15 protein-coding genes and 1 pseudogene are annotated in these 15,505 nt (G+C 59.9%); all 16 read right to left on the reverse strand.

What is annotated here, in order from left to right; translation table 11 throughout:
• Window positions 1-82: 82 nt before the first annotated feature.
• Window positions 83-1,762 carry a type IV secretory system conjugative DNA transfer family protein gene (locus BDW41_RS07660; RefSeq protein ID WP_074545819.1) on the reverse strand — a complete coding sequence of 560 codons (1,680 nt, stop codon included), beginning with the start codon at window positions 1,760-1,762 and terminating at the stop codon, window positions 83-85.
• A 72-nt stretch (window positions 1,763-1,834) separates the two neighbouring features.
• Entirely contained in the window at window positions 1,835-3,520 is a 1,686-nt protein-coding gene (locus BDW41_RS07665; protein WP_074545815.1) for an XVIPCD domain-containing protein, read from the reverse strand.
• Window positions 3,517-4,047, reverse strand: coding sequence for a hypothetical protein (locus tag BDW41_RS07670; RefSeq protein ID WP_146217323.1), 531 nt, complete (start codon window positions 4,045-4,047; stop codon window positions 3,517-3,519). Before BDW41_RS07670 ends, BDW41_RS07665 begins: the two co-directional genes overlap by 4 nt.
• Window positions 4,048-4,205: 158 nt before the next feature.
• Window positions 4,206-4,607 carry an XVIPCD domain-containing protein gene (locus tag BDW41_RS23915; protein WP_343125756.1) on the reverse strand — a complete coding sequence of 134 codons (402 nt, stop codon included), beginning with the start codon at window positions 4,605-4,607 and terminating at the stop codon, window positions 4,206-4,208.
• Window positions 4,608-4,628: 21 nt separating this feature from the next.
• A pseudogene (locus BDW41_RS23920) lies at window positions 4,629-5,480 on the reverse strand (peptidoglycan-binding protein); the annotation flags it as partial.
• Window positions 5,481-5,564: 84 nt separating this feature from the next.
• Window positions 5,565-6,032 carry a hypothetical protein gene (locus BDW41_RS07680; protein WP_343125757.1) on the reverse strand — a complete coding sequence of 156 codons (468 nt, stop codon included), beginning with the start codon at window positions 6,030-6,032 and terminating at the stop codon, window positions 5,565-5,567.
• Between the two features lie 270 nt (window positions 6,033-6,302).
• Window positions 6,303-6,647 (reverse strand): hypothetical protein, encoded by a 345-nt coding sequence (locus BDW41_RS22990; RefSeq protein ID WP_146217324.1) that lies wholly within the window; start codon window positions 6,645-6,647, stop codon window positions 6,303-6,305.
• 180 nt (window positions 6,648-6,827) lie between these two features.
• Window positions 6,828-7,985: an XVIPCD domain-containing protein gene (locus BDW41_RS07685; RefSeq protein WP_083337454.1), complete on the reverse strand. Its 1,158-nt coding sequence runs from the start codon at window positions 7,983-7,985 to the stop codon at window positions 6,828-6,830.
• 21 nt (window positions 7,986-8,006) lie between these two features.
• Window positions 8,007-8,303: a hypothetical protein gene (locus BDW41_RS07690; protein ID WP_074545798.1), complete on the reverse strand. Its 297-nt coding sequence runs from the start codon at window positions 8,301-8,303 to the stop codon at window positions 8,007-8,009.
• Between the two features lie 278 nt (window positions 8,304-8,581).
• On the reverse strand, window positions 8,582-8,812 hold the full coding sequence (locus BDW41_RS07695) for a hypothetical protein (RefSeq protein ID WP_074545796.1): 231 nt from the start codon (window positions 8,810-8,812) through the stop codon (window positions 8,582-8,584).
• A 251-nt stretch (window positions 8,813-9,063) separates the two neighbouring features.
• On the reverse strand, window positions 9,064-9,411 hold the full coding sequence (locus tag BDW41_RS22995; protein WP_146217326.1) for a DUF4189 domain-containing protein: 348 nt from the start codon (window positions 9,409-9,411) through the stop codon (window positions 9,064-9,066).
• Between the two features lie 637 nt (window positions 9,412-10,048).
• The gene (locus BDW41_RS07705) at window positions 10,049-11,197 is read right to left on the reverse strand and encodes a type IV secretion system protein (RefSeq protein ID WP_074545788.1); all 1,149 of its coding nucleotides are present in this window, start codon (window positions 11,195-11,197) and stop codon (window positions 10,049-10,051) included.
• 82 nt (window positions 11,198-11,279) lie between these two features.
• On the reverse strand, window positions 11,280-12,167 hold the full coding sequence (locus BDW41_RS07710; protein WP_146217327.1) for a hypothetical protein: 888 nt from the start codon (window positions 12,165-12,167) through the stop codon (window positions 11,280-11,282).
• A 20-nt stretch (window positions 12,168-12,187) separates the two neighbouring features.
• On the reverse strand, window positions 12,188-14,659 hold the full coding sequence (locus tag BDW41_RS07715) for a VirB4 family type IV secretion/conjugal transfer ATPase (protein WP_074545782.1): 2,472 nt from the start codon (window positions 14,657-14,659) through the stop codon (window positions 12,188-12,190).
• A 66-nt stretch (window positions 14,660-14,725) separates the two neighbouring features.
• A complete protein-coding gene (locus BDW41_RS07720) occupies window positions 14,726-15,034 on the reverse strand; it encodes a VirB3 family type IV secretion system protein (RefSeq protein WP_074545779.1) in 309 nt (102 codons plus the stop codon).
• Window positions 15,027-15,377 (reverse strand): TrbC/VirB2 family protein, encoded by a 351-nt coding sequence (locus tag BDW41_RS07725; protein WP_255412965.1) that lies wholly within the window; start codon window positions 15,375-15,377, stop codon window positions 15,027-15,029. Before BDW41_RS07725 ends, BDW41_RS07720 begins: the two co-directional genes overlap by 8 nt.
• Window positions 15,378-15,505 lie beyond the last annotated feature (128 nt).

A 15,505-nucleotide genomic window follows, 5' to 3' on the forward strand; every position in this document is an offset into this window, starting at 1 on the left:
CAAAAGGCATGGGGAAACCGTAGAGAAAACTCCGCGTTCCGTGTCGCCTCCCGTTCGATGGCTCGAACGGGAGGCGGGCGGATCAGATCGCCAGCTTGGGAATGTCCACCTTGGGCAGCAGGCGCGAGGTGAAGTACTTGTCGTTGTAGTAGCGGATCTTGTCGCACAGCACCGGGTGGGGAATGCCTTCGTAGAAGAACACTTCCTTGTCCGGCCCCATGGCCTTGAGCTCCTGCGGCAGCATCAGGGCGCGGCGCTCCTCGGTCTGGCTGCGCGACTTGTCGTTGCGCCCCTTGGTCACGTTCTCCTTGCGCACGGTGGTGTAGCCGAGCATCTCGGAGTAGTCGTTGGCGTCCTGCTGCTCGCGTGGCGCGTAGACAATCTGCAGCGCATGGTTGGTGATGAGCGAGCGCGATATATCCTTGCCGTAGGCCGCATCGAGCTGGGCCATGCTCTGGATGATGGGCAGCAGGCGGATGTTGTAGCCGGCCATATACGCCACGGCGGTGGCGATGATCTCTACCTTGCCGATGGAGGTGAACTCATCCATCAGCAGCAGGCACTGATGCTTCAGCTCGGGGTTGTTCTGCGGCAGTTCCTTGGTATTGAGGTTGATCAGCTGGCTGAAGAACAGGTTCACGATCAACCGGCTCTCGGCCAGCTTGTTCGGCTGGATGCCGATGTAGATCGTCATCTTCTTCTTGCGCACGTCGGTGAGCAGGAAGTCGTCCGCGCTGGTGGCTTCGTCCAGCACCGGGTTGATCCACGCGTTCAGCGGCTCCTTGAAGGTGCCCAGGATCGAGGCGAAGGTCTCGTTGGCCTGCGAGAGCAGGTTGGCGAACGCCGACTGCGCGTTGCCGCTGAGGAACGGCTGCGCCGCCAGGCTGCCATACAGCTGGCGCAAGTCCGTGCCGTCGCCGGAGGAGAGCCTGTACACATTGCCCAGCGTGGGCTTCACGCGCAGCGACTGCGGCAGGCCTTCGCGCTCATCGACATCCCACTTCTCGAACAGGTACAGGGTGAAGGCCATGAACGCGTTGCGCGCCTGGCTCACCCAGAACTTCTGGTCATCGGAGCCGTCCGGATACAGCATGGCCGCGATGCTCATCAGGTCCGACACGCGGAAGGCCGGATCCTTCGATACGTAGCTCAGCGGATTCCATCGGTGCGTGCGGCGATCCTCCGCGAACGGATTGAACAGGTAGATCTCGTGGCCCTGGCTGGCGCGCCAGCCGCTGGTCAGCTCGAAGTTCTCCTGCTTGATGTCCAGCACCACCGCCGACTCGCGATACTCCAGCAGGTTGGGAATCACCACGCCCACGCCCTTGCCCGAGCGCGTGGGCGCCGCGAGTATCACGAACTGCTGACCGCTCAGGCGCACCAGATCGCCCTTGTACTTGCCCACCAGGATGCCGTTGTCGCTGGCCTTGAGCATGTCCTTCTTGCGCAGGTCGCCACCATGGGCGAAGCGGGCGTCGCCGTGCATCGACGGCTTCTTGCGCCGCGACAGCGGATACAGCGACACCAGCCACAACAGCACCGGCACGCCAAAGCCGAGATAGCCCGCCCAGCGCAGGCGACCGATGTAAGGCTGTACCTGCGGCAGGTCGAACGCGCGCACGTAGTTGAGGTAGGTGTTCCAGGCCACCGGCTCGGAGCCGAGGCCGAGAAACTTAAGGGCGAGGAATCCGGACAGGTACACGCCGGCGATCACCGCCAGCAGCGCCAGTCCCACAACCACATACACTTTGGTCTTGCTCATGCCATCTTCCTGAAGCGTGTCCCGGCGCTTCCGCGCCGGGTTCCGGTGAGTCCATCGTTGACCGTGGCTGTGTCAGGCCTGTTGCGGTCCCGACAACTGCTGGCTCTGCTGCCACTGCTGGGCGTGAGCGTTCTGCGCCAGCGATTGCCCGTCCCGCGCCTGCTGCTCCCACGTCGCGCTGCTGGTCTCGATCGACGTGCCCATGGCCTGCGCCGTATCCACCTGCGCGATGCGCTTGAACGGCGACTTGAGATCGCCCTCCACCGCATACGCGCGCGAGGCATCGTCACTGAGCACCACGTGATGCACCTGGTTCAAGCCATTCTGCCGCGCCGCCACGGTCAGTGCCGCCGCAAGGTTGTCGCTGCGCTGGTCGGATGCACGCTGGTGCGAGGCATCGAGCTGCTGTACGGCCCCGCGCGCCTGCTGGAACAGCGCGTGATCCGGATGCGCGGCATCGTTGAGCTTGGGCTTCTCCGCTGCGGGCTTGCTGTCGAACCACGAGCCAGGGTGGCTTAGGGTGTCGAACACCTTCGAGGCCTTCTCACCCACCGCCTGTTCCGCGGCGTGCAGCGCCTTGCCGGCAGTTTCGACGCCGTGGGTGACTTCCTTTCTGGCGTTGTCCAGCGCATGCTCCGCGCCTGTCATCGCTGCCTTGGCGGCATGTTCAACCGCATGCACGCCTTGAACCACTTCATGTTTCACAGCCGTGCTGGCCTTTTCATAAGCCCGTTCGGCGGCATGCGCCGCCGTGGTCGCAGCCCGTTCAACAGCATCCACGTCGCGAATGACTTCATGCTTCACGGCACGACCGGCGTTCTGGAGGGCTTCCGATGCTTCGTGCGCGACATGGGCCGTGGTGCGCTCGGCGGCATGCCATCCTTCGATGGCCTTGTCGGCGATGGCCTTGCCTGCAGCTTCGCCAGTGTCGGCGATGGCTTTGGGAATCTCCCAGCTCGCCGACAGGCCCGTGCGCAGGTCGAGCACGTCATGGCGATACCGGTCGATCATTTGCTGGTGCTCGCGATACAGTGCCTCTGCGCCGGGGTTGATAATCGACTGGCCGAGCAGCTTGCTTGAGGGCACAAAGTTGTCGATCGCATGCGCATCGAAGTCGATGGCCTTGAACGGATTGCGCGGGCTCAGCAAGGTGCTGTCGTCGCGGTAGCCCGCCTTGGTGAGCGTGTCGATGTCCTGCTGGGCGGCGTAAACGCGCACTTCGCCAAAATGCGGGCTGGCCGCGCTGACCAGGTCCGTGGCGCGCACGTGATCGATCACCTGATGGCCGCCTTCAGGCACACCCTGAAGCAGCCCGGCCGCGCCGTAGGCATTGAAGGTCTCACCCTTCAGGCCGTACTTCGACGCCGTGATCTCCGCCAACGTGCCTCCCAGGGAGTGACCGGTTACGGTGATCGAAACCGGCGTGCCTGACACCCTTTGCCGGCTCTGCGCTTCTTCCAGCACATGCTTGGTGAACGCAATCGCGTCAGGTGTCTGGGCGTTTACACCCGCGAGAACCATGGCGGCATCGGTTCCGCCGTCCTTCAATGGTTCGCGTCCGAACTCCGTTCCGCGGAATGCGATGACAATTTCGTGGGTGTCCACGCGTTCATAGGCGGTAGCCTGGAATCCAGAAGGTGCGTCGGCGTAGTAGAACGGTTTGTATGTTACGCCACCAAGGTCGAATGGGACGTCCAGGTCCGGCTTGTTATATGAATCCTGCGCAAGAAGTGCGTAATCATCGGTGCTGATTGTCATGGCGTCTTCTCCTCGGCAGTCACCTGCGTAGAGAACGTGTTGGCCGGATCCTTGAATTCCTCACGCGTGGCGTTGCCGCTATCACTGAAAGGAGTGATAGCGGGATCCGAAGCATCGGCATAAGTGTGTTTGGAGAAATATCGGACCGGCGAAACGCCAGCTTTGATCTCCTTGAGCATGATGGCCGGGTGGAAGGTCATTCCTCCGACTTTCAATTCAAAACCAGCCGACATCAGCTCCCAGTGGCACACGCCAAGGCCGTAATAGTCCTCATCCTGGAAGCGATCGAGATACAGCGTGGCCTTATAGCTGTCTTCACTCACCCGAGTGAGTGCCAGCGGAAGGTATTCACGCGGGACGATGGTCGCGCCGCTGCCCGGCGTAAGCGGGACACACTCGCCATTAACGACCTGGTATCCGACCTTGGCCGTGACGGAATCGAACGGACCTGGCGCATCGTGAATCTTCAGCGTGATCTCGTAGCGCTGCTTGGGATTCGGGTTCTGCTTGACGTCGGGAGTTTTCATGGGGCTACCGCAGGCGGAAGAGGTCAGGGCCAGGAACAACGGAAATGCTTTGCTGAAGAGGGGACTTCCGAAGTCGCTTCGTCGTCGTGTCGTTGTCGTCATATTCGAAATCTCCTTCGCGGCGCTCCCATTCACGAGCGCGCCGCGCGTGGACCTGATCAGAGTGCCTGCCGCGTGGCCTGATCCCGGGATGGTTCCGCCGGTACTGCTACGGACGGAGGCGCGGCCAGGTTCCATGCATCGCTGCTGCGTGCGATGGGCGTGGCGGTTGCTTCCTGTGTGGATACCTCGGCCATGCGCTTGAACGGCGAATTCAGATCGCCCTGCACGGCGTAAGCTCGCTGTCCGTCTTCGCTCAGCACCACATGATCGATGCGGGACAAGCCCTGTTGTCGTGCCGCGGTCGTCAGGGCCGCCGCAAGGTTGGCGCTGCGCTCGTCCGGCGCGCGCTGGTACTGCTTGTCCAGGGCGGTCACCGCGTCGATGGCCTGGCCATACATGGCATGGCCGGGGTGGCCTGGCTGATTCAGCTGCGGTGCTTCGTGCTTCGACTGTTGCACGACAGCTTCCAGTCGCTGCAGCGTCAGCGGTCCAGCGACGCCATCGACCTTCAGGTGCTGCTCGCGCTGGAACACCTCGATGGCATGGTGCGTACGCATGCCCACGTGGCCGTCGACTTTCAGGGGTTGGCCGTTCTCATCGCGGTAGCCGTGTTCGTTGAGCAGCCGTTGCAGGCGCCGGACATCCTGATGTTGCTCGGGCTGCGGCGTCTGTTCACCGTGCGGTGCGGCACGTGCGTGCGTAACATCGCGAGATGGGTGCGGCTGGCCCGCCTGCCCGGTGGTCAGGCGCTCCATGACTTCGGGCGTCAGCTTGTGCTCCCACTGCTGAAAGCGCGCTTCGCGATCCTTCAGGCCGTTGAGTTTGCCGTTGACAGCAAGCGTGGCGTCATGCACGTTGTCGCGGGCAGACTCCGGCACGCGATTTTGCCAATACCACACGGCGATCTTTGCGGCGTTCTCGGGCTGGGATGCCAGTTCGGGGTGCTTCACCAGATCCAGTTGCAGGGCCTCACCGGCGGCTCGATAGTTCTCCTTGCCGGTCAGTTGGATGTATCCACGCCCGTGATAGGCATAGCCATCGCCGGGATGATCATTGCCGTTCCGTCCGCCGTACATCAGCTCGGCCAGATGCTCTGGCTTGCCTTGCAAGGCTTCCTTGCGGGCTTGTTCCAGTTCGACTGCTCCGTGACGCCAGGCTGCCCTGACGGGAATCTGTTCAATCCCCTTGGTGTACCGAAAGCCTTCTTCCAGGCGATTCAGCCCAAGGGACTCATGCGTTGTCTGCGCCATGAAGTTCGCCAGCTCGCGTGGCGAAGTGATACCGGCTGCCACGGCAGCGTTGAGCACTTGTGTTTCACGATCCATAGCCATGAATAAAGCTCCTGTCTGGCTTGTTCAGAGTCAACGGCATTCCTTGCCGTTTCTGGACATGCGTCACTTCCCGGGACGCATGGTTCAGGGCAGTTCGACCTTTGGCAATTTGCCTGGGTCGAAGTCCTTGAAGGTGATGTCTCCAAAATCCTTTGGCGTCAGTTCAATGGCTTTGTGGGCGTTTGTTTCTTCGTCGCTCACACTGCGTGTTACCTTGCTCAACAACCAATCCTTGCGCTCGGTGGAGTAGGTGAAGGTGTAGTCGTCGCTCCAGCGTTCGCGGCTCCCTCCGCCATTGCTGATGGTGAACTGGCCGCGTTCCACGCGGGTAAAGGCGTAAGGGTCGCCTGCCAAACCACCGCAGGCGCTGCATGGCACGATCTTGTCGTTTCGCGCCGCCTCATGGAGTTGACCGCTTTCGCCGCGGACGACAATCAACACCCGGCGTGGCGTGCCCTGGCCGAGTTTCTTGTCGCCATCGGCAGGCGGGTCCAGCACCAGCAGCGCATCAGGCCGGCCGTCGTCGTTGAGGTCGCTGGTAAGCGAGTCCATCAGGCGATACCCGTCGGTAGCGAAAGCGTTCAAGTCATCCATGGCGGTTCTTTGGGCAGATGCAGCGGTAGTGGTGGAGGCATGCGCAGGTACTCCCGATAGCGGCGAACTGGATTCCGGGCTGCTGCAGGCGGCTAGCATGAGCATCAGCGGTAACATGCTCAGCGTAGTGACTGTATTCATGACGATCGTGGTCCTGTTGTCGTGTCCGATACGGTTCGCTCGAGACGCTGCGGATGCGAGAGCTGCCTCTTCCCTTCCGATTACGGCTCAGTGCGCATAAGGCGACTCCGCGCCCGTGCCGGGGCCTGCCCAGCTGCCCGATTTGAGAGCTTGCGGGCAAACAGTCATGTAGAGAGACAGTGCCTGGTAGTCGCGATCTGTCCAAGGGCGACCATCCTCGTTCGGCGGGTCGCAAAACCCCGTGTACGCATAGACGCGGGTGGTGTAGGGCGTCACGGGAACCCAGCACTCAGCGGCGACCGTTGTTTCGTAGCCCTGGGAGCAGAAGATAAACGGGTCGTCATCCCTGAATGGCGCGACGGATTGTGCTACCTGTGCAAGCGCCGGGACGGAAAAGCCTAGGGCAGCTAGTGCAATCCATGATTTCTTCATCGTCATATCCCTTAACGTGATGTTGGTTAGCCATAAGTGTCTTGGTGGTCGGTGTTTCCTAAGCTATTTCCCTGCGCTATTTGCGTTTGTCTGAGGGAACCAACTTGCCCGCGGTAGAGCATCCAGCGTCCTTCGTTACGCGTCGTAAAAGCTCTTGGGAGCATATGCGGAGGGGCATGATTAACGCACCATGCCTATGCTGGGCTCCGTATGCTGCCTGGCCTGCACTTGTTGCTGCTGTGCCTGCAGCTTTTCCGCCTGCTCCGCGCCTTGGGCCCACTGCGTGCTGCTTTGCTCCAGCGGTGTTCTGATGGCTGTCATGGTGTCCACGCTGGCCCATCGTTGCTCCAGTCCCTGGATGCCGCCCAGCCGCCCTTGCACGGCGAATACCCGGCTAGCGTCGTCGTTGAGTACCACGTGATCGATGCGGGTGAGGCCTTTGGCGGTTGCCTCCATGGTCAGTGCACCGGCGATGTTGCTGTCGCGAGGGGATGATGCGATACCACGATCGGCGTTCAGCCGATCGATGCAAGACAGGCTTTGCTGGAACATCGGGTATGCGCCATGGTTTGGATCGTCCATCCGGAGCGACGCCTTTGGGTCGGTTGATATTTGACGTTGAACAAAAGCGTCCCGGAGTTCGTTCTGCGTCTCTGGGCCAGCGATGCCGTCCACAGCCAAGCCATGACCGCGCTGGAACAGCTCTAGTGCATGTCGAGTGTTCGGGCCAAAATTGCCATCGATCTGTATGGGCTTTCCTTGCATGTCGACATAACCAAGTTCTTTCAGCTGGCGTTGCATGTCTCGCACGGCGCTACCATGGGAGCCCTGTCGTAACTCACCGATGGGCATTGCGTCTCGGCGCAAGGGGGAGTCAGTACTGGTATGAGAGGCAGCCTGCGGAGTGCGTTCATTCCAATACACCTCCGGATTGATGGGGCGACCCTGACTGTCCTTCATCTGATAGTGGACGTGCTGAGCATATTGCGTTGCTCCATGAGGTCCGCGCCCGCCCATAGTGCCGATTTCGTCGCCTGCGGCGATGTTCTGGCCTACCGTCACCGATTGTGAATCGGTATGTAGAATCTCATGGCTGTTGCCTGCGGCGTCACGTATCTTGATCGTGCCATACTGACCACCGACAAACGTCACGGTACCGGCGACGGGCGAATGGACCGCAGGATGCGTCACATTGACGCCGGTCTGACCACCTTCATAGTTGAAGTCCGAGCCACCGTGAGGCCCGTTTGCACGGGTTTCGCCAAAATGCCCAGTGATGTGCGGTGATTGGCGGTCTCGGCTGGGGAGTATGACGTTCATGGTGTCTTGGTATGACATGGCAGGACATCCTTGCGCTTGTCAGAGCGAATCATCTTGCTTGCGATAGAGCATCCAGCAGCCTTCCTTCTTGAAGACGAAAGTCATCTGGTAATCCGTGTCTTCTTTGGCGAGCTTGAGTTGCATTTCTTCGGGCCCGATGGCTGTGATAGTGCGCTTGAGTTCGTCACGGGCCTGCTGTTCGGCGTTGGGCATCAGGGGAAACTTCAGCTCCGCTGCATGCAGCATCTTCGTTACGGGCTTCGGTTCGGGTTCGGCATTTGCATCGACGGTTTCGCTCTCTAATGGGTCACGCGTGAATGACTTCTGGATCGCCATGTCGCCAGTAAATGCCGTGAGGAACGTTGTGAAGTCCTGCGATGGACAGGTTGGCGCATTCTGACTGGATGCGTAAGCGAATGACGCCGATGCTGAGCGTGATGGTTCCCCTGTCGAACTTGCCGGTGAGTGATCTGCGCAGGCTGTAAGCGCGATTAGGAGAAGGCAGGTTGTCAAGTTTCTGAAGTTCAATGCAGGGCGCTCAGCTTGATTGATCTGTGAAGATGTCAGTGGCTTGAAAAGCGTGGTGAAACGCAGGTGTGCATGCATGGGCACGGTTAACGCGCCATGCCTATGTCTGGCTCTGTAGGGTGCCTGTCCCTGCGCTTGTTGCTGCTGTGCGTGTAGCTTCCCGCCTGTTCCGCGGCTTGTGACCACTGCGTGCCGCTTTGCTCCAGCGGTGTCCTGATCGCCGTCATGGTGTCCACGCTGGCCCATCGCTGATCCAGCCCGTGGATGCCCAGCTGCCCCTGCACGGCGAATACCAGATAGCAAAGCACGATGCCCATCGCCCTCTGATATCTGTCTGGCATCCTTTTCACGAGTCCCTCTCCAGCCCCTGTCAAAAGTTCCTACTGCACGCGTGCGGCGTAACTACATTCGCTGTAGACGATCTTGCAGTCTTGCGCGCGTTGACTACACATGTTCATGGCGTTTGATCTCGCGGTATCAACATAAGCTGCTCAAGCGACGCTGTGACTATGTGTGCCCCAGGCAATCGCTGCGCATTGGTTGTGATATGTGAGCTCCACCTTGCAATCTAAGTCGCTATTTTTTTGCAAGTTTTGACGGCAATATCCATTGCTTCATTCTTGCTTGGAATGTTGGCGATCACCCCTGCCTGACCTACGTCGCTGTCGATGGCAATAGCATCCCAGCGGTCGGCCCATACTGCGGCAGGCTGTGTCTGCGCCTGTGTTTCGGCATCGTCTCCTTGATAGTAAGGGGAGTTCGGTTGGTTAGGTGGAATGCATCCCGGGTTTCCGGCCGAAGGAATACCAGGAGCGCATTGAGACCATGCCAGAGGCGCCATCAATACGCTAAGCGCGACTCCTGTCGTGCATGAACGGCTGCGGATACTTTTCCTCATAATGTTGTCCCCCGTCATGCGCCTCTATCTCGTTTATTGCATCTTGATGGCATCGCTACAGTCGCCATATGCCACTTTGCAGCCTTGCGTCGGCCTACTGCATTTCTGAATAGCTTCGCGGAGTCGATATAGAGCGAGTGCTAGGTAATCACTGCACGCGCACCGGATATGTGCAGTTCTGGTAATAAATCTGACAATCCGATGTTTTGCTTCTACATGTTTTCATTGCGTCGCTAGCAGCCTCCTCAGCGGTGGGCGCGCGTGCGGTAGTACTTGCACTGGTTCCCCAAGCTACGGCGCCACATTGGTTGTGATAGCTAATGCTAATCACACACTCTTGCCCCCCCTGTTTGCGGCAGTCCTCTAATGCACTATTTTCAGCGGCACGTTGGTCAGGTTGATTTTTGGACGTGCCGAGGATGCTGGTGTGACCGAATGCAATGGCTGCCCAGCGATCGCTCCATACCGCACTAGGCTGAGACGCGTGCGTTTGGGTGTCGGTGCCTTGGTAGTAAGGTGAGTTTGGTTGGTCTGGGGGTATGCAGCCAGGATTTCCGGCCGAAGGAATGCCGGGAGCGCATTGTGCCCAAGCCATAGATGTCGAGAGACAGCCAAGGAGTGCAATGAGCGTCAGCAACTTCATGTGAATTCCTTATTACGAAGGGCGATCAGACCCAGAACGAATTTCGTCTTTCTGAGCTAGTGTAGCGGCTTGCATAGGAAGGCTTGGTCTACCATCAGTCAGCTGAGATCTTCCGCTTTCGCGCGAATGGTCAATCGGCGTTGGCGCATAGGCTGTGGGCGTTCTACCTTGCGCCAACGCCTGCTGCTGATGCGCCATTGGCCCTCTCGCGCCGATAGTGCCGAACGAAGAGTACGAAGCGAACTGGCCCAGCGTACCCTGGAAGAAGGCGGCCGCCATGGGCGGTGCCATTACGATCAGGGTGGACAGGATCAGGCCGAGGCCGCCTTGCTGCAAGGCCATGCTGCTGATGCCGTCGGTGGTGGTGCCAGAGGCCATGGATGCGAGGTATTTCGCGGCGAACGCTGCGGTGACGGCTGACATCATGTTCATCGCAATCGTCACCATCACGCTCAGTAGCGCCAAGGAAAACATGGTTCCTATGCCGTAGAACAACCATTTGCTGAACAAGCCTTTGGTCTGATCGAACAGCAGGCACATGATGAAGATGGGGCCGAAACCGATGAAGAGGGCAAGGGCGATCTTGTTCAGCAGCAGCAGCGCGCCGGCAATGACGCTGGGGCCGGCAATGCCAACGCCGGTGAACCAGCGGTCGCGGTCCTTGGCGGCGTCCGCGGCGGAATTGCCGCCGGTGTCGATGGCGTCGATGATGGACAGGGCACCTTCCATGCCGGCCAGGTTGTTGTCGATGCTCTGGAAGGGGCTAGTGGACGAGCCGGTGACGTAAGTGGCAATGGTGCTGGACAAGCCATCCGTGAGCGTCCAGTAGAGCGGCGAGGACGAATAGGCCACGCTGGTGGCGAGAAAGATGACCAGCACGGCACGCAGCGAGTCGCCGACCAGGGCCATCATGGGTTGGCGCGACTGACCGGTGACGATGCGGTAACCCTGGAACATGATCCAGATGGTCAACAGCACGATGGCCACGAAGCCGATGATGGAAGCGGAGCGCGACAGCAGGTTCCACTGCAGGATGTCGATTTCGTTCCTCAGGAAATCGTTGATCGTCTTGAAGAACACGAACTGGGTCGCGTTGTTGAGCGCGTCCCCGATGTCCGCCAAGGCACCTGTACCGAACCAGTTGCCAATCATGTTGATCATCACTGCACTTCCCTTGTGTAACGTGCCATGCGTTCATGGGCCGCGTGCGGCGCGGCCGTACTCATCGCGATGCCGACTGGCATTACCATCCGTTGGTCTTTTCGATGCTCAGCGTCTGCATACCTGACGGCGGCGTGCTGGCGATGCCGTTGAGTGCCGCTTTCAGCGCCACGCCGGTGGTGAGCGCGCCGACCACGGAACCCACGTTGATGTCCGTACCCAGGCCCGGAAGGCTGATGCTCGGGCCCGACGAGGCAGACTTGCCCGACGCAGCGGCGTTCGCCATCTGGGTCTGCTGAGCGCGCAGATAGCGCAGGTTGGCCTCGTAGGCGTAATTGACCGACTGCATCTGTTGCTGATCGATGGCGATCAGGTTGTACAGGGCCGTCAGCTTGTTGGTGTTGTCTTCCAGCTTGCCGTACTGATTGGCGTCGCTCGTATTGATCTGCTGTCGCTCGTTGAGCAGCTTGCGAAGCGTGTCGTCGCGGGCCTTGCTGGTGGCGTACATGGTCAGCATGTAGCGGTATTGGGCGTTCTCCAGCGCCACGATCTTCTGGCAGTTCCCCTGCTGAGCCGGTGTGACATCGTTGCAATGGGAACCATCATCGAGGACGGTCGAGTCGGCAGGCAGCGCCTGTACCGGGTCGGCCGTGCGCGTGCCAGGGACGTCCGAGTCGTAGGCACCGATCACGAACTTGTTGTTGATGCTGTTCAGCGTGCCATTGATCGGGGTGCCGTTGGCATCGCTGGTGGTGCCGAGCACCTTGTTGACGTTATCAACACCGGTTTTGATGTCGCCGGTGTCGCTCTTGATGTTGTTCAAGGTGCCTTCCGCATCCTTGTCTTGCACCTGCCACTGCGCATGGGCTGCAGGTGTGGCGAAAGCGATAAACAGCAGGGCGGCTATCGCATGGATCCATCGGCGCGGGCGCACCGGTGACATCGTCGTGGCATGGGAAGAGATAGCCATGGGATTCTCCATGTGTCAGGTCAGACGGCCGCCGAGCGCGATGGGCGCGGCGACAGGTTGGAAGGCGAGGGACGGTTCTTGCCGCTGCCCTTGCGGTTCTCATAGAAGCTGGTGAGCCACTGTTCGGGGCGGAGCGCATCGACGGGGATACCTTCGGCTGCGGACCGCTCAGCCAGCACGGCGTGCATGATCTCGATGTTGTCGGTGGACGCGGAGATCACGGCCAGGGCGTCATCCATACCGCGCAGGTTGAGCTGGCATACGGACGAAGCACGGCCCTGCTTTACCAGGAAGCAGCGCGAGCGCTCGTCCAGGCTGACTACGACCTGGTATTCGGCTTCGGTGAGCTTGAGGCCTTCTATATAGTCCTCGCGGCTGGCATTGGGGTTTGGCAGCAGGATCATGGTGGCGGTCTGCTCGATGAGCGCCGACGCGATATCGCTGGCCAGCGCGTCTTCCGGGCTTTGCGTAGCGAAGATGCCGAGACCGTTCTGCTTTCGGATGGTCTTCTGTTTGTTCTTGGCGAATTCCTTAAGGCCGCCCTTGCCGTCGAGGATCTTCCAGAACTCGTCCATCACGTAGATAAGCGGACGACCGTCGATCAGCGCTTCCAGGCGATGGAGCAAGTAGTTGATGACGGGGACGCGGACCTCGGGGTTGTCGATGATGTCCGTGTAGTCGAAGCCAATGATGTTGGCCTTGGAAAGGTCGACGGTGTCGGTGGGATTGTCGAACACCCAGCCCAGTGAGTTGCCCGCCGTCCATTTGCGCATGCGGATGAAGAGGCCGTCGTCGCCCATATTGGGCAGGCTCTTCTGGAAGTTGGTCATGTTGCGCAAATGCATGGGCGTGTCGAGCATGTTCTCCACAGCGCGGAAGATGTCCTCTTCCTCGCGGGAGCTATAGACGCTCTTGCCTGCCAGCACCTTGATCAGATCAGCAAGGAACTGCGCGTTAGCTTCATTGCGCTCGCAGTGGAACGGGTTGAAGCCGGTGGGCTGGCCGTTTTCCAGTGCCAGGTAGTTGCCACCGCAGGCGCGCACGAAGATTTCCGCGCCACGGTCCTTGTCGAAGAAGAAGATGGTCGGCGAAGGCTTGAGCTTCTGCACCTGGCTCAACAGGAAGTTGATCAAGGCGGTTTTACCGGTACCAGACTTGCCGATCACCATGGTGTTGGCGATGGCCTTTTCGCCCACGGAGTTCTCCGCCGGGTGGGTAGCGTGGAAGTTGAAGTAATAGGGCTGCCCGTTGGTCGTCTGAAGAGTGGTCACGCAGTCGCCCCACGGGTTGTTTTCCTTCTTTCCCGTGGCGAAGTTGTGCAGCGGCGACAGGCCGAGGAAGTTCAACGAGCTGACGTTGGCGAGCCGGGTGCGGTACTTCCAGTTGGCGGGGAACTGCGCATAGAACGACGCGGTGACGGCAAGGTCTTCCTTGACGGATACGAAACCGGCGTTGGACAGCTCGGCGCGCGTGGCTGCGATCTGCTGGGAAAGCAATTCCTGCGTCGCCGCGTAGATTGCCATGCTGAAGTGGTATTCGCCCAGTACGAAGTTGCCGGAGGCGAGCTGGTCCATGGCGTGGTCCAGTTCGATGATCTGACTGACGGCCTTGTCGCCCGAGGAGATCATCATGCCCTTGGTGCGCTCCAGTGCCTTGAGGGCGTCCTGGCGCCCCATGGGGCTGAACGAGTGCGTGATGACGTATTCGAAATCCAGATACTTCAGGCCGTTGAGGATGCCCGGATAGGTACCCTCGGTGTACTCCTTGATGTTGAGGATGGCACCGAAGTGGTTGGTGCCCGTCGGCGTGGTGATGGCGAAATCGCCCGTTTTGCTGGAGAAGCGCTGACGACTAACCGGCAGGTATGAGTACACCGGTGCCTGAAGCACCGGCACTGGTTCGTCGATGCGGTTGAGCAGGTAGCCGAAAAATTCCAACGCCTCGGAAAAAATGATGCCGTTCTTGGCCTCGTACATGCCGAGGCGATAGGGCGCATAGTCCTTGAGCACGGCTTCGACGTTACCGGCCAGCTCCTGCACAGTGGCAATGGCCTGGATCTGCTCGGACTTGAGCTTCTCGATATCGGAGGACTTCTCGGCGAACCGCTTGCCCGATACCACCGGGCGATAGATCATCGTCAGGTACAGCTCATTCTGCATGAGCTTCTGGGCGGACAGCGCGCCGTAATACGCGTCCGACAGGGACTGGTTGAATGCCTGCTCGAAGCGGCTGTTGTCCTTCAGGGTGCGCCGGCGGCGGACGTCATGCACCCAGAACGCCACGTTGACAAAGTCCGGGGCACGCAGCGTCTGCAGCATGCGGTTGAAGGTGTTGTGGCGATGCTCCAGGTCCCACTCTTCCCGGCCAACGAAGGGAAGACCGCCCAGGCGCCATACCAGCAGAAAGTCTCCGCCCGTCGTCTTAAGAACAGTGGGCGAAACATGGGTGGAGAGCGGAATGAACTCGCTGATGGATGCGTCGGGCGTGAGCATGACCTGGTTACCGATCGTTGATGCCAAGGGGAGCCCTGGTAGTTCGTACCAGGGCATCATTCGGCGTTACTTGCTTGCCTTTCTCTGTTCGCGGTAGCTGTTGGGGGTGAACGCCCACATGCCATCGTGTTGCTGAAGGTTCCTTACGCGTGTGCGGAACTGCAGGCGCAGCCCGAGCAGGCGAAAGATCATCTCGTCGCGTCGCGCCATCTGGCGCATGACAAAGATGATCACGGGAATCAGAAACAGGAAGAGCAAGTTGAAGTACATCGCCATCAGCAAGCCCGTGCCCGCGCCCATGAAGAAGGGCACATAAGGAACGCCCATGAACATGGGCGGGCGCGTGCAGCCGCGGAACAGGGCGTTCTTATGCATAGACGTTCAGAAGATGAACCACGATGCCGGTAACCGTCGATCCGCTAGTGGCGCCGCATTGGTCCGTGCCGCCGACCATCATCTTGGCAATCTGCGCGGCAGCGCCGATCAACAGACCGCCGATCAGGACCGGGGCCACGTCGCCGATGCGCTTGTGAGCGAACGCAATCTGGTAGCCGGAGAAGATGATGGCGATGGTCACCACGATGATCGAGGCATAGTTGAGTAGCTTGTTGATATTGCCGAAGAAGCCGCAAACTTTCGTGTCGGTTCCCGCGAGATCCTGCGCGAACACCAAGTCAGGCATCGCCACGGCAACAACCACGAAGAGAGCCATGGCCATGAACGTGAGCATGTTCTTGGTGGGGAACATGGGATTGGTGTGTGAGTACGGTGCCATCTCGGATTTCCTTGATTTGGTGGTTCGGAACAAACACGGCTTTCGCCGTTCTTCAGGGCGGCGACGATGAA

The sequence above is a fragment of the Dyella sp. AtDHG13 genome, from assembly GCF_003201105.1.
GTDB lineage: Bacteria > Pseudomonadota > Gammaproteobacteria > Xanthomonadales > Rhodanobacteraceae > Dyella > Dyella jiangningensis_B.